The organism is Deinococcus cellulosilyticus NBRC 106333 = KACC 11606, from assembly GCF_007990775.1.
Lineage (GTDB): Bacteria > Deinococcota > Deinococci > Deinococcales > Deinococcaceae > Deinococcus_C > Deinococcus_C cellulosilyticus.
On record NZ_BJXB01000058.1, the window covers coordinates 1 to 14,283 of the forward strand.

Here is a 14,283-nt window from a genome sequence, read left to right on the forward strand (position 1 = left end):
GATCAAAACCATTCAAAGACTCTTTTTCATTTGGCGGGAGATGTCGTTTCGAGTGAAGACATTTGAAGGTTTGCCACCCACAACATCACTCCCGGATGCCCTGCTCATGTTGATGCTGTAGACTTGTTTTGAACCACCAGACAACCAGCGTTGCACGATGATGTGCATCTCTGCTGCAGGAATGAAGCCTGCACATGCCCTGGCCTGTTCTGGATGAAACCCTTCACTTTCATCTGCCTGATCTTCCGTTTGAGGAGGTCACTGTGACTCCATCAAACCTGAACCATCCATTCAAATGGAGAAACCCTGCCAGGGATGGAACCACAGATTCCTAAGGCCCAACCCAGGTTGTGTTCTGCCTTCAGCTCCAGCACACAACAACCCGGCGGTTCATCCTGAGCTGCTCCAACTGCCCCATCAGATCCACCCAACCTCTGGGCACAGCCTGTGCCCACTCCACAGCAGAGAGGCCTGAACCTCTTGAGATTGAGGAAACCATGACTCCAGTGATTGCCCAATTCAACCCGATGGACCACCTGATGGCCACCTTGCAAAATTTCCCTGAACTGTGTTTCCGTCTGCAAGAACAATTCAAGCAAGCTGCCATCCAGCATTGCTTCCACATGGCTGGCCTTCCGACCTACCAGTTGCTCAGAGATGGCACCATCCGGGTGAGCTTTGAGACCGAAAGTCCCCACGACCGGTCCCAGGAGTTGGTGGATCTGAACCTGGCCAGTGCTGTCCCGGAAGTCCATCCTGGTGAACGTCAGGCCGGAATTCAGGTGGCTTTCACCGAGATGGGCCAGATGTGGTTCAGGTTGCTGGATGGCCCGTGGCAGGGACTGCAGGAAGCCGCGATGCAATTTGACCGCGCTTTCTTTGGGATCACCACCCCACCTCTGGTGCATGAATACGTGCGGGTCAAACGCTAGATTCTGGCACGGGTGTCCATGTGCAGGGTTCCCCTGTGGTCCACCTGTATCTGGATTCATTTCTGATGCTGACCCAGCGGGTGCACCCCGTGCAGGGAGCACCATGAAACACCACCGTCGTCCTTTTGACACCTGGGTGGCCCCATTCAGGTGGACATTTCATTCCTGGCCCTGACCCGGATCATGCGCACTGCACGGGGCAGCACCCGGGCATGCACCGGAGTGTGGGCGTCTTCCACCACCTCACCGTCGTACTGGATGGGCAAGGGAGGGTCGGTGTGAATGGTGACTTCCCGGCAGTGGTAGGTCTGGATCCAGTCTCCGTAATCCACCTCACCGAGCTTGAAGTGCTTCTTGATGTTTTCAAAGATGCTGGGGACAAGAGAGAGGGCACCCCTGCCTTTCAGCACGATGACCGTCAGCAGGCCGTCGCTGGGGTCGATGTCTGCTGCGATGGGAAGGCCAAAGGTGGCCATACCGAAGTTGGCGACCATCACGCTCATGCCCCGGGTCTGGATGGTTCTGCCCTCCATTTCCAGGGTGATCTCGGCCTCAATCACGGAGAGGTTTTGCAGCATGGCGACCAGATATGCTGCCACACCGAGGGTGGGTTTGAGTTCTTCGCTGGCGTGGATCATCTCAGCATCCAGGCCCACACCCGCCAGCATGGTGAAACCGTATTTTTTGCCTGCGATGTCCAGTTCGGCCAGGTCGATCTGGCTGGTTTCACCGTGTTCCAGCAGGTCAAAGAGGTTTTCAGCATGGTCCTGAATGCCGAGGTTCAGGGCAATCAGGTTTGCAGTCCCGGCTGGGAAAGCCAGCAGTGGGATGCGTTTTCCTGCAAGGGCATGGGCCACACAGCTGATGGTCCCGTCTCCTCCGGCAGCAACCACGGCTTCAAAGGTGTCTGCATCGGCAGTGAGGGCATGTGGGGTGGTTTCCCGGCTGAGTTCCCGTTCCACCACATTGATGCCTTTTGCCATCATCAGGTCGCGGAATTCGTGCAGTTTGTGGTTCCCCTGGCCTGATTTCTTGTTCTCGATGATCAGCACGCGTTGCATGCTGTCATGTTAAGCCTCCTCAGGGCTGGCCTGGGTAACATCACCCACATCAAAAGTCTTTTTCAGTGAACTACGGTGCTGCACGCCCAGCAGGTTTATTGGGTTTTTTGCTCGTGCAAGTTGACCACCCCTGGCAGTTCACCCTGACCATCCTGGATCTCCAGGGCCTTCCTCAAGAGGTTGCAGGCCACCGGGGGCGAATTGCTCAAAACCACAAAACCCACCGCAAGGCAGGCTTCAACCGTGCAGCAGTCCAGGATGTAAACTGAAGTCAGGTGTCTTACCTTTAATTTGAAATGACTCCGGTTCTTTCACTGAACTTCTAAGGCATGCTTCCATCCCCTGGCCAGCCGGCTTGTGGGACCTCTGAAGCCGGTGACAGGAAAGACCAGGAACCACCCCATGCAAAATCCAGCGACCCACAGGCACCTGCCGCCCGTGTTCACCCATGCCTTTTTGACTCTGGACTTTCAGCCGTCTGCTCTGCCCGCTGACCAGCCTCTCCTTGCAGAGCTGCAACCGAAGTTGCTCTCTGAGGGTTTTGAAGCCTGTACACTCGGTGTATGCCCCCCGTCCCAAGCAAAGCTGGGCACCTCCCAGTGTATGGGGTGCTCTCCAACCTGGGCTTCTCCCGTCCAGGAGCGGTGTGGAAGCAACTGCTGGCCCGATGCGAAGCAGACCTCCCAGAACACACCCGCATGCAATTTGAAAAAGCCAATGGCCGCAAGGGCCGCTTGGTGCCCGCCATCCGCGAAGAGGACGCCAGGAAACTGGTGGACCTGGTGCGCGAGATGATGGGCCAGGAGCAGAAAGGCTGGTTTTACCTGCCTGCTGAACGCCAGCTGGTGGAGTTGCTGACCGATGCTTTCGCTGAGCATCAATCGGAAAGTCCCTGTGAGCTGCAGGGCGTGGTGGTGGATGTGTTCTTCCACCGCTGCAAGGTGGCGGTGGTGTTTCAGGGAGCTGGCGAAAATTTTCCTGTGGATCGCCTGCAAGAACATGGGGTGCGGGTGCTGGAAGTGCGGGTGTGCCAGGAGGATTTCCGGCCCGGCACCCTGGTGAGGGAAATTTGCAGGATCATCGAGTCGGAGGCAGGAACCCACAGCCAGTTCTGACCGTGCCATGCAGGGTCAAGGACAACAGCAATGGGCTTCCAAACAGCGCAGATGTCTCTGCTCTCCATTTGCGTCTGATGTCTGGCGCATCTTCACTGCCACACACAACATGTCTCGCAGGTCACAAAGCACCCTCGAACGTTTTCAGGGATCCCTGTTCAACACCAAACCATGATGGTCCTCCCGCCTTTTTCCCTTCAGAATCGCACCTTCCTCACCCCACCCTCAAGTATGCTGTGTTCAGGTGGCACCCCCAGAAACTGTTCCGGGGGTGTTCTTTCTCTTCTGGCTCCTCGCTTGTGGCGAAGACCTTGAACCCAAAGAAACACGCTTTCACCTGTCTGCCAGGGCAGCAAGCCCCTTTGCGTGAGAAGAGGTCACCATGTTTTTTTCTGAAATGCAGCCCACGTCTGGCTGCCCATGAAGCCGTTGCGGCCCTTGCAAGAAGTGGAAGGTTACCTTTCCATTTACGCGGTGATGGAACGCTTCGGTTACCGGCACACCAGCAGGGCCTGGAAAAAGTTGCTGTTCGAGCACCACAAGACCCTCCCAGAAGTCAAATTGCGGCAATTTGACGGCCACGATGGCCGCAAAGGAAAATTCATTCCTGCCATTCACGTGAAAGACCTCGACCGGTTGATCTTGCACTTTGAGAGCATCCACTGGCAACAGGACCAGGTGACGTTCGTGCGTCCCGCCGTGGAGGATGTGTTGCAGGTGGTTGCAGTGGCCTTCCAGGACCACGGCCCTGAAGCCCAGACCGAGGTGGATGGGGTGAAATTGGATTTGCAACTCAGAAACGTGCGGCTGGCCCTGCTGTACCAGCCTGCAAACCTGCCGGACGGCCGTTTGCCGGTCCTCACCTCACCAGATGTGCTGCTGGACGGTGGGGTGCGGGTGCTGTCGTTTGACCCGTACCAGGACGGCTTCACGGTGGGCCAGTTGATTTTCAACATCCGGCAGCATGTGGAGGGCAAAAAGGCCTGAAGGGCCCCTGTGCATCAGTATGCTGCAACACTGCGGGCCACCCCAATGACAATGCCAGGACCGTCTGCCTGCACATTCCATTCGAGGTCCACAAATGAGCCGTTCTGGTGTTGATGCTGGCACTGGCACCGCCGGTTCTGGTGGGTCTCATCCACTTCCCTGAGGAATTGCAGGAAGCGGTCCACTTCCTCTGCCCGCATGAAATCCTTCAGGTCACGTCCAATCATCTGCTCTGGGGTGAAGCCCAGCAGTTCTTGACTGATTCGGCTGACCGACAGGTAGGTGCCTTCTTCTGCACTGAGGGTGGTGATCATGTCCGGGCTGTTTCTGACCACCTGTTCCAGCCGTTTCGCCCGCTGCAGGGTGACCTGCTGGCTGTGCTGCCTGACCAGTCCGTGGGTGAGGCTCTGGGCAATGCGCACCGCCCGGGCCATCTGGGAGACCTGGGGAACGGTTTGTTCGGTGCTGGCCGCATAAATCAGACCCGGCCTGCCATCAGGGAGGTCCAGGGGGCAGCAGTACACCGATTGCATGCCGGTGGCGGCCAGGATGGACTGTTCCAGCGGACCGACCTTGAAGGGTTTTTTGGTCCACATCACGTGCACGAAGCCTTCTTTGCGGGCCAGTTTGCTGAGGCTTTCCTGGCGCAAATCGAAGTGGGGCAGCACCGCCCGCTGGATTTCCTGCTCACTGAGCCCATGCTGGCCAATCAGCCGCACCAGACCCGGGGTGCCGTCCGGGTCCTGCAGCACGATCACCGCCTTGCTGCACTTCAGGGCTTCAGCGAAACGCTGGGCGAAGAGGTTTTCTGCATATTCCGGCCATTGAAAGGCGAGGTCGATGAGGTGCGGTTCGGTGTGGTTCACCTGTTTCCCCTGGAGGTCTGGTGGTGTTCTGGCTTCTGGGATGCCTGGAGGTCAGGGGGGTCCACTGGGGGCAGGCACAGAGAAGACAGCATTGCGTTCATCTTAGATTGACTTCATGATAAACACATTATAAGTGCAGATGAAATACCGGACTGAACCCTGGCTGCACCCCTGATTTAAATCCCGAGGTGTTTGCGCAACGCAAAAACCACCTGACCAGCATGAAACCCTTCCGTCAGCGGGTCCACAGTCAAAAAGGTGCAATCCAGACGCTCCCGGATTTCCTTTTCCCGTTGCAGCAGGGTTTCCTTGCGGGCCAGGGCCACCGGAGCAGAAACAAAATCAATGGCCATCCGCACCTTTTTCAGGTACAGGTCGATGGTGTGATCCCCCACCACCAGATGGCTTTCAGGCTCAAAATCCTGAAAGGCAAGACACAGGGTCTTCAGGACGTCTTGCACCACTTCCCGGTCAAAAATTTCATCCGAAGCCACCACCAGCACATCAAAATGCTGGATGAGCAACGCCTCGTCTTCTTTGCGGATGGCAGGAACCTTTCGTCCCTTTCGACCATTGGCCTTGATGAACTGCAGCATCTTGTGTTCCGGCAAGGTGTCCTGGTGTTTTTTGAGGAGTTCCTTCCAGTAGGTGCCTGGCCGGGTGTAACCCATCTCGGTCATCAATTCAAAAACGGAGATGTAACCATCGATGACTTGCAGGGAACGCACAGGCCCAGTTTACCAGAAGGCCCCATGATGAACCATGAAGTCCTGCTGAAGCTTCTTGAAGCTTGACCCTTGTTGATGGAGGAAATCCCGTGTCCTGAAGGAAAGTGTGGACAGGGGGTGGTATGCTGACCCATGCACACCTTTACAGCAAGACACGTGTTGTATGCCTCCACCGCCACTGAGGGTCCGCTGGGGGTGCAGGTGTACCTCAACCCGAATGAATGGCGAACGTATGAAGGGAGTGCCGAGCGCAGGGCCCAGGTGACGTACACCTTGCTGGACGGCACTTCCCACCAGCACATTTTTGGGGATGTCGGGCAGGTGGATTTGATTCAGGAGGAAGGTGTCGATCCGTTTTACAAGTTGAATTTCTGGTTTGAGACCAGGGCCTGAGGGGAAAACCAAAAACACCAGAGCCAGAGGGCCTAACAGGGTGCTGTGGGGGCCTGTGGAGGGTGTGTGAGGGTCAAAAGATTTGAGTGAGCGTTCATGCTTCTGATCGGGGGTTGTTGATGTGGCCCCATGTTTTTGATGCGTGAGGTCCAGGGCTGCAGGACAGGCCCTTCAGTGCACAAGCCTTTGATAGAACCCTGGGAGTGTTGAGGGTCTGAAATCGACTTTGAAATCGAGATTCCGCTTCCTGGAAAGCACAAAAGGGGGTTGACCGTACTTTTTCGTCCAATTGGACCATCTTCCCCATCTCTTGCTGCTTTCAACAACAGGGACTCCAGGTCATCCACCTCCGGTGGCACCTCCTGCAGCACCCGCTCCACCTGACGGCGCACCTCATCCTGCCGGAACAGGGTGTTGTGGCCCCCGAAAGCAAAGGACGCCTCGGCCAGTGCCAGCACATCCCGTGCAGCACTGAACGGCACAGCGTAATAGTGGTGGAGGGACAGAGTCAGAAAAGCCATCCGCAATCAAACCCACTTTAGCGAATCCACCTGAGCCCGCTGTAACCTTTCATGCCCTGACCGAACTGCCACCTGCAGCTCACGCTGGGGGTGTATGCTGGGTTCAGGTGTCTTACCTTTAAATTGATTGGACTTTAAGTACCTCCCAGATAAATATCAGATTTGTACGGCTCCAAGCAGCTTGAAGGCAGCCAGCAAGGCCTCCGTTAGCTCCGCCACCGAGTTGTAGCACCGTCTGGGCATCAAAAAGCCCTTTAACTTCCGCCAGGTGGTCTCAATCAAGTTCAAAAACGGACAGTACGCTGGCAAATACCGCAGGTACAATCCCTGTTTTTCCCATTCCTCACGTCGCTTTGTCAGCTCACCACCCTTGTGAAACGGTGCATTGTCCAGCACCACTACCGTGAGCCCAGCTGGATCGCACCTTTCGGCCAGCGTCTGAAGATAAGCCACCACCTGATCTCGGGTGCATTGCCCTTCCAGCAAGCGATATTCCAGTTGCTCCCCTGCTCCAGAGAGGCTGAGGGTGCCCAGCACATTGACCCGACCATCTGATCCCCACCGCGTCGGAATCTTGAACTGTTTACCTCGACCTTTGACAAACCAGCTGCTGATCACACTCAACATCAATCCCAGGCCAGTTTCATCGAGGTATTTCAGGGTCAGTTTCCCGTCTTCAGCCCCTTTTTCAACGTTTCCAGTGAAGCCTCATGCTCAGAGACCACTTTGGGATCTGCCTGTTTCATCGGACTGTAACGCCCTCGTTTCCAGCGATACCCCAGGTCATGCAATTTGGTTCGGATGGCTTCACGCTTGATCAGTACACCAAATTCTTTCTTGATGGCTTCGCTGAGCAAGGTGCAATTCCACACCCTTTCTTCAGCCAGTTTTTCGTGCATGAAATCTTCGATCTGCACGGTGAACAGGGTGGGTTTTCCTTTGGCTTTGCCATCAGCAAGGCCTCTGAGACCGTCATGCTGGTAACGCAATAAGTCTTGTCGGACCGCTTCAATGCTGCGGTCAAAATGCTCGGAGAGCTCAGCGATGGTCCAGCCCTGATGACTGAGCCGGAGGATTCGGGCTCTGAGTCGAACTTTTTCATTGAAACTGGGGCTGAGTTCGATGCGTCTGAGATTCTGGTCCTCCTCTGGGGTCAGGTGGACCAGTCGAAGCGGCTTGCTCATGACCTGATTTTATCCCCTTTTTTATCTGGGAAATACTTAGCACTGTTCCTTCACTGCTCTTTTGAGACATGCTTCCATCCCACGGGTCAATCGGCCTCTGGGACCCTTGAAGCTCCGTGACAGGAAGGATCAGGCAACATGGACAATTCAGACGATCACAGGCACGGCACCCTCGTGTCCATCGGCCAGTATTTGACCCTGGAACTCCAGAGTCGATCAGCAACCCTGCTGGGTTTCAGCAAACAGTTGGACTGCCCAGAAGAACTCTTGCAGCAGATCCTGGAGGGCACCACCCCCCTCACCCCCGAAGTGGCCCTGAAGATTGAACGATGCTGGGGGATCAGCATGAAACTCTTGCTGGACTTACAGCACGAACACCAGCAGCACATGGCCAGCAGTCAGCGACCTGAGCAAGACCACACGTCCCAGGAGGTGAGGTGATGGGCCGGGGACCGAGCATTGATCCAGAGCGTCGCCTCTTGCTGGAACAGCAGGCGGGGCAGTTCACCGTGGAGCCCACGTTGCCTGCCGAGCATTTGCCCCAGGACCCACAGCAGTTGCAGCTTTCCCTGCTGCTGGACCAGCAACCCCGCATGGACCAGGTGGAAGCCCCAATGGAAGAGCAACTCGGCAAACTCCTGCACCAGGAACGGGTGGCCCTAAGGACCCTGTTGATGGGACGCCTGCGGGTGTGGATCGAACAGACACTCGGTTCAGGAGGTCTGACATGAACCTCTGCACGGATCTGTTTACTTCACAGCACCCGGGCATCCCCTTCACACCCCCTGCGGGCGGTACACTGGGTTCATGCCCCCCTCCCAGGTCAAAGACGGGCACCTGTCCATCTACCAGGTGCTTTCCAAAATGGGGTTTTCCCATCCGGGCAAAGTCTGGAAACATCTCCTGGCCCAGCACGGGCCGGATTTCGTTCTCCACACCCGCATGCAGTTCGACATGGCCGATGGCCGCAAGGGCCGCCTGGTTCCCGCCATCCGGCAAGAGGACCTGGGGAAACTCCTGGAACAGGTGCGGCAGATGAACCCTGAAATGCAGAGCCAGTGGTTTTTCTTGCCTGAAGAACAGCAGGTGATCGACTTCCTCATGGATGCTTTTGCCGATCAAGAGCCAGAAAGCCCTTGCATGGTGCAAGACGTGATGGTGGACCTCTTCTTCCACCGCTGCAAACTGGCGGTGGTTTTGGTGTCGGCGGCAGAACCCGAAACCCAACGGATCCAGAAGCTGCAACAAGATGGGGTTCAGGTGGTGCATGCGAATGTGTACCACAAGGACTTCCGACCTGGAACCTTGTTCCGTGAGATTCGCGGCATCATTGACCTGAAGACCTGAACGTTAGAGACTTCCTTGGACGGACCTTGCACTTGCGTGGCTCCAGAATGCCTCCAGCGTTGTGCGTGTGGAAGTTCAATCAACAGACCATCTGCTGGTGCAGCATGAACGCAGTTTCATGTTCTTTATCGTTGTGCTGCAAGAGGTTTTGGTGATGTTTTTACAGTTCTTCAGTTTCGCTTCGGGAAAAATGAATCTTGGCCCTGTGATCTCCTGCCAGCGCCTCTTTTGTGACATGAACACACCCACAACTTCCTCACACCCCCAGCATCCCGGTCACTACCTTTGACTGGAAATGCAAAGCCGTCAGGAAACCGAAGAAACCCCCGCAGAGGTCCTGCACCTTTCACTGGAAACCCTGCAGGAAGTCCTTGAAGGCCACACGCCCTTCACCCCCGAAATGGACACAGTTGATCGAGCACCATTGGGGCAGCAGTGGGTTCCTGCTGCTCGAACACCAGAAAGACCTCGATCAACTCTAAATTCCGGTCACAGGCCCACCTGCAAGTGGGCCTGTGTAAGCACATTCCACAACACCCGCCCCTTCCCATTGTGTTTTTTCTGTTTGGGTGGACGCTGCCACCAGGGTTTGGTGGCAGCCATGTGATACCCGACCGCTGGTGTTGCAGGTTCTCTCGTGCTGATGCAACAAAACGTTTCGCCAGAACCTCAGGTCCATTTCAGAAATGTCACCTAACATCAGGTGGATTTGGTGCCCAACTTTTCCCCCAAACCCACAACTTCACCCCTCTTCCCTTCGGGGATCTGCACCCTCCAGGACGCTCATGGCGCTGTCTGAACACGATCTGGTGCAACTGCACGAAGCTGGCCTGGCCGCCGCTCTGGATGCGGTGCTGACCATTGACCAGGAAGGACGGTTGGTGGACTGGAATCCTGCTGCCGAAAAAACCTTCGGTTACACCCGTGAAGAAGCCGTGGGGCAGGACATGGCCAGCCTGATCATCCCTCCAGAAACCCGAGGGGTGCACCTGCAGGGGATTGCCAGGTTTCTGAAGACCCGGGAGGCGCGCATTGTGGGTCGGCGGGTGGAGGTGCAGGCCATGCGCAAAGGGGGCGAGACGTTCCCCTGTGAAATCAGTTTCCACCCGATTGAGCTGAGTGCCGGGATGTACTTCACCGCCTACCTGCGGGATCTCACCGATTTCAAAAAGCAAGGAGCTGAGGTGCAGGCCGCACATGAAGCTCAGAAGAAGTTCGTGGCGGACGCAGCCCACGAACTGAGGACCCCCTTGACGGCCCTGAAAGGGAACCTCGACATTTTCTTTCGCCACTCTGATCTGTCGGGAGAGGAGCAGCAGGAAATCCTCCGGGATGTACACCAGGAAGCCAACCGCATGTCCCGTCTGGTGCAGGACATGCTCACCCTTGCCCGGGGAGACACCGGGGTGGACGTCTCACAACTTGAAGTGCCCCTCGGAGAACTGATCCACGCCGTGTGGGGGGCCTTTGTGGGCCGTCACCTCCGCCATCAGTTCCATCTGGGTCCGGTGCCAGAGGTGACGGTGATGGGCAACCCGGACCGGCTCAGGCAACTGCTGATCATTTTGCTGGACAACGCCACCAGGTACACAGAGGAAGGGGGAACGATCACCCTCACCGCGAATGCAGATTCTGACCATCTGTCGGTGGAGGTGAAAGACACCGGCGTGGGCATTGCCCAGGAGGACCAGCAGCGGGTGTTTGAACGGTTCTACCGGGTGGACCCCGCACGCAGCCGCTCCGGTGATGCTGGGGGATCAGGGTTGGGGCTTTCAATTGCCTTGTGGATCGTGCGCACCCACCGGGGACGCATTGAATTGGAGAGCACCGCACAGGTGGGGACCACCGTGAAATTCACCTTGCCCCTTGAACCCTGAACAGGTCAGAGGGTTTTTTGCTTCACCAGGGTAAGCAGGAAAACTTTGGTGGTGCCTCTGCTTCAGGGCAGGAGATCGTCTCAGAATCGGCCGTTTTTGAGAGTGTTATCACCTTAGGAACATTGCTTTTGCTGGCATGGCAAAAATTCGTCTCAAAATGCCGTCTCTGAATTATAATTTCGTAACCCTCGACAAAGTTGAGTTTTGAGACTAAAGTGGTCTCATGAAGAAACACGTCCTTGTGGGATACGCCCGGGTGTCCACCGACAAGCAAAACCTGGACTCGCAGATCGATGCTTTAACCGAGGAGGGTTGCTTTCGGATCTTCAAGGACGTGATCTCTGGCTCCAAAGCAGACCGGCCAGGGTTTGCTGAGGCCTTGAACTATTTGCGGGAAGGCGACACCCTGGTGGTCTGGAAATTGGACCGCCTGGGCCGGAGCCTGAAAGACCTGATTGAGACGGTGCACCTGCTGCAGTCCAGGGGGATTCATCTGCTGATCCTCAAAGAACGCATTGACACCTCAACAGCGAATGGGAAGCTGTTCCTGCACATTTTTGGTGCCCTGGCCGAGTTTGAGAGGGACATCATTCGGGAACGGACCAAAGCAGGGCTGGAGGCGGCAAGAGCCAGAAACCGGGTGGGTGGGCGACCACCGAAGCTGAAGAAAAACCAGGAGGAAATCCTACTGCGGCTGCATGATGACCCGGGAAACAGGCCCAGGGCAATCTGGGAAGGGTTGGGGATTTCTCGGGCGACCTACTACCGCACCTTGAAGAAAAACGCCAAGAAAAATGAGTAAATCCTAAGAGTCTTTAATCTTGGCATTCACCCAAATCCAGCCTTCCCAACCCCGCAGCGGCCCTGCGGTGATCCAGGGGGCCATTGTGAGGCGCATCCGGCACCTCTTTTCTGGAAATGAAACCCGAAGAGTACGACTGGGAACAGTTTGAGCAGGACCCGTTTTTGAACCGGGCCTGGACCCTCTACAAGGGCTACATGGAAAGCCTGGAAACGCTGCTGTACGCCTGATGTCAGGCAGAAAAGAGGAAAGCATGGAGAAGCAGAAAAGTGAAATCATCTTCGGGTTGCCCAGTGAGATCTACTGGCAGACCTTCCTGGTGTTTGTGGCCGCCTATGTCGGGCTATTCTTTTTGTCGGACCTGCAGAACATCAGTGCATTCATGGCCTTCTGCTTGAGCTTCGGATTCATGTTCGGAGCCATCCAGAAGTACAGGCTCAGAAAAATCACTGAACCAGCGGTGCAAAGCCAGAACGATTCATGAAGAGGGAACTTCTCTAGGGGACAAAAGTTAGATGAATAGAAAAAGTCGGCTCTGGTACAGTGTTTTTGCTCATAAAGCAACCGCCGAGCCGACCTCATCACGATACCTTGAAACAGCACCTCAGGCAACACCTCCCCCTGGACTCCAGACGCCTCGAAGTCCTCGTGGCCCTGATCTTCGCCATGATCCAGGCCCGCAGTGTGGTGCTCTTTCAGCTGGTATCTCATCTCCAACTCCCCGCTCAGGTCAAAAGCCGGTACAAGCGCCTCAAACGCTTTGTGCAGTTCCCCCTCCCAGATACTTGCATCGCTCAGGTGGTCCTGAACTTACTCTCAAAAGGCAAAATCTATCTGGTCCTCGACCGGACAAACTGGAAACTTGGAGAAAATGACATCAACATCCTGCTGCTCAGTGCCCTCTGGAAAACCTTCGCCTTTCCTTTGTGCTGGACGGTCTTCGACGAAAGTGGCAACAGTGATCAACAAGACCGCTTCACTCTGGTGTCCCGACTGCTGCCGTTGTTGAAGGACCATTCTGTATCTGGCTTGTTGGCCGATCGGGAGTTTATCGGTCAGGAGTGGTTTGTCTTCCTGAGGCGGCACCATATCCCACCCTTCATTCGCCTGAAAGCCGACACCCGGGTGGATGGGATCCCCATCTGGTGCTGTTCCAAGAAACTGCAGAAGGGAGAATCCCGTTACTGGCACCGAAAAATGCGAGTGTATGGGATATCGTGTCGGGTCCTGGCTGTCAGGTCCCTCAAAGGAGAGCTGCTTTTTCTGGCCTATGCGGGTCGACATGACCAGGCACTGCAGACCTATCGCCTTCGCTGGAACGCGGAAAATCTGCACTCAGCCTTGAAAACCAGAGGGTTTCACCTGGAGGAGTCTGGGCTCTACTTTCCTGAGCGGGTGTCGATGTTGCTGGGGGGATTGAGTCTGGCGTTTGTGTGGTGCTGCGTTTGTGGGGAGTTTCAGACTTCGAGAGAACCCCCAGCGATCCTCAAGCATGGGTATGCTGAAAAAAGTGTCTTTCGGTTGGGGTTGGATACCCTTCAAGACGCCTTATTTCGTCCTACTTTCCTGACTCCAGGCTTTCTGGGACAGCTCTTGGCCTGTTTTGTCCCCTAGAGAATGATCAGCCATCCCTGAATAACATAATCTGTGAGCTGAGATTTTGTATCTTCAGGTATCTCACATAAACGTAGACAATTTCTGCTACCATAAAATGGTGTGGATATCAAAGGAGTCAGCAGGCAAATTTTTGCTCAATATTGCAAAGACTTTTGCTATTGTTTTTGCAATTTATAATATAATATTGTATTTTTTAAAGAAGTCTGCTAGCTTATATCTCCAGGCGGACTGGCATCTCGAAATGCTTATTAAAGATCTGCTTCTGCTAGGTATTATCCTATACGGAGAGTATAAAGTGAGAAAAAATTCTTTTGAGAAATAGTAACGTCTGTAGGGGTAACTACTAAATACAAACTTCTGTGTTGGGTGGTTACATTTTTTCTTCTGGAGCCTGTTAAGAACTTAAGGGTCAACCGGTAAAATCGGAGGTATGAGCCGCAAAAAAAGCTACTAAAGTGATGTGTTTGAGGACATCGTTCACGATATGAGAGATATTTTGCGTATTGCAGCGGATCGAAACGCTCAACCGAGTGCAGTAATTTTAGATTCCAGAACTCTGTAATCCACGCCAGAAAGTGGTGGTCGAGGTGGCTATGACGGAGCAAAGCGGCGCAAAGGCAGCAAAGTTCATATGGCCGTCGATACGCTCGGTCACCTGATGGCGTTGGTGGTCACACCTGCCAACGAGCAAGATCGTTCACAGGTGGTTGAGCTGGCAAAGCAAGTCTAGGACGTCACCGATGTGAATGTGGAGATTGCCTATGTCGATCAAGGCTACACCGGACAGGAAGTGGCGACTCGGGCTGCTGTGGAGGGTGGAATTGAACTACAGGTCGTCAAGTACCCTGAATTT

General features: G+C 55.1%; 17 protein-coding genes and 1 pseudogene. 12 read left to right on the top strand and 6 right to left on the bottom strand.

All coding sequences use genetic code 11. From position 1 onward, the window contains the following. Nucleotides 1-497 precede the first annotated feature (497 nt). Entirely contained in the window at nt 498-932 is a 435-nt protein-coding gene (locus DC3_RS28180) for a hypothetical protein (protein ID WP_146891949.1), read from the top strand. Between the two features lie 146 nt (nt 933-1,078). Here DC3_RS28180 and DC3_RS28185 read toward each other — a convergent pair whose 3' ends face one another. Next, entirely contained in the window at nt 1,079-1,993 is a 915-nt protein-coding gene (locus DC3_RS28185) for a diacylglycerol/lipid kinase family protein (RefSeq protein ID WP_146891953.1), read from the bottom strand. Nucleotides 1,994-2,556: 563 nt separating this feature from the next. Here DC3_RS28185 and DC3_RS28190 point away from each other — a divergent pair. Further along, nucleotides 2,557-3,108: a hypothetical protein gene (locus tag DC3_RS28190; RefSeq protein WP_146891956.1), complete on the top strand. Its 552-nt coding sequence runs from the start codon at nt 2,557-2,559 to the stop codon at nt 3,106-3,108. Between the two features lie 420 nt (nt 3,109-3,528). Then, nucleotides 3,529-4,095 (top strand): hypothetical protein, encoded by a 567-nt coding sequence (locus DC3_RS28195; RefSeq protein WP_146891959.1) that lies wholly within the window; start codon nt 3,529-3,531, stop codon nt 4,093-4,095. Nucleotides 4,096-4,109: 14 nt separating this feature from the next. Here the strand turns inward: DC3_RS28195 and DC3_RS28200 are convergent, their stop codons facing one another. Together DC3_RS28200 and DC3_RS28205 are read right to left on the bottom strand one after the other, a co-directional pair. After that, nucleotides 4,110-4,961 (bottom strand): PAS domain S-box protein, encoded by an 852-nt coding sequence (locus DC3_RS28200; protein ID WP_146891962.1) that lies wholly within the window; start codon nt 4,959-4,961, stop codon nt 4,110-4,112. A 176-nt stretch (nt 4,962-5,137) separates the two neighbouring features. Beyond that, on the bottom strand, nt 5,138-5,689 hold the full coding sequence (locus tag DC3_RS28205) for a hypothetical protein (RefSeq protein ID WP_146891965.1): 552 nt from the start codon (nt 5,687-5,689) through the stop codon (nt 5,138-5,140). A gap of 132 nt (nt 5,690-5,821) precedes the next feature. Between DC3_RS28205 and DC3_RS28210 the strand changes: the two genes are divergently transcribed. Continuing rightward, entirely contained in the window at nt 5,822-6,082 is a 261-nt protein-coding gene (locus tag DC3_RS28210) for a hypothetical protein (protein ID WP_146891968.1), read from the top strand. 32 nt (nt 6,083-6,114) lie between these two features. Here DC3_RS28210 and DC3_RS28215 read toward each other — a convergent pair whose 3' ends face one another. From DC3_RS28215 to DC3_RS28225, 3 genes are all read right to left on the bottom strand, one after another. Continuing rightward, complete coding sequence (locus tag DC3_RS28215; protein ID WP_146891971.1) at nt 6,115-6,603, bottom strand: hypothetical protein; 489 nt, start codon at nt 6,601-6,603, stop codon at nt 6,115-6,117. A gap of 156 nt (nt 6,604-6,759) precedes the next feature. Further along, nucleotides 6,760-7,269, bottom strand: a complete 510-nt coding sequence (locus tag DC3_RS28220; protein WP_146891974.1) for a transposase — start codon at nt 7,267-7,269, stop codon at nt 6,760-6,762. Next, nucleotides 7,266-7,787: a helix-turn-helix domain-containing protein gene (locus DC3_RS28225; RefSeq protein WP_146891977.1), complete on the bottom strand. Its 522-nt coding sequence runs from the start codon at nt 7,785-7,787 to the stop codon at nt 7,266-7,268. Before DC3_RS28225 ends, DC3_RS28220 begins: the two co-directional genes overlap by 4 nt. Before the next feature lie 138 nt (nt 7,788-7,925). On the opposite strand from DC3_RS28225, the gene DC3_RS28230 reads away from it, so the two are divergent. From DC3_RS28230 to DC3_RS29870, 8 genes and pseudogenes are all read left to right on the top strand, one after another. Beyond that, nucleotides 7,926-8,228: a helix-turn-helix transcriptional regulator gene (locus tag DC3_RS28230; protein WP_146891980.1), complete on the top strand. Its 303-nt coding sequence runs from the start codon at nt 7,926-7,928 to the stop codon at nt 8,226-8,228. After that, a complete protein-coding gene (locus DC3_RS28235; RefSeq protein ID WP_146891982.1) occupies nt 8,228-8,518 on the top strand; it encodes a hypothetical protein in 291 nt (96 codons plus the stop codon). The genes DC3_RS28230 and DC3_RS28235 overlap by 1 nt, the downstream gene beginning before the upstream one ends. A 76-nt stretch (nt 8,519-8,594) precedes the next feature. Next, nucleotides 8,595-9,134 carry a hypothetical protein gene (locus DC3_RS28240; RefSeq protein WP_146891985.1) on the top strand — a complete coding sequence of 180 codons (540 nt, stop codon included), beginning with the start codon at nt 8,595-8,597 and terminating at the stop codon, nt 9,132-9,134. Between the two features lie 785 nt (nt 9,135-9,919). Next, nucleotides 9,920-11,011 carry an ATP-binding protein gene (locus DC3_RS28245; protein ID WP_186816327.1) on the top strand — a complete coding sequence of 364 codons (1,092 nt, stop codon included), beginning with the start codon at nt 9,920-9,922 and terminating at the stop codon, nt 11,009-11,011. Nucleotides 11,012-11,234: 223 nt separating this feature from the next. After that, a complete protein-coding gene (locus DC3_RS28250; RefSeq protein ID WP_146891991.1) occupies nt 11,235-11,813 on the top strand; it encodes a recombinase family protein in 579 nt (192 codons plus the stop codon). 253 nt (nt 11,814-12,066) lie between these two features. Further along, entirely contained in the window at nt 12,067-12,297 is a 231-nt protein-coding gene (locus DC3_RS28255; RefSeq protein ID WP_146891994.1) for a hypothetical protein, read from the top strand. 71 nt (nt 12,298-12,368) lie between these two features. Continuing rightward, complete coding sequence (locus DC3_RS28260; protein ID WP_146891997.1) at nt 12,369-13,427, top strand: IS4 family transposase; 1,059 nt, start codon at nt 12,369-12,371, stop codon at nt 13,425-13,427. 466 nt (nt 13,428-13,893) lie between these two features. Further along, a pseudogene (locus DC3_RS29870) lies at nt 13,894-14,283 on the top strand (transposase); the annotation flags it as partial.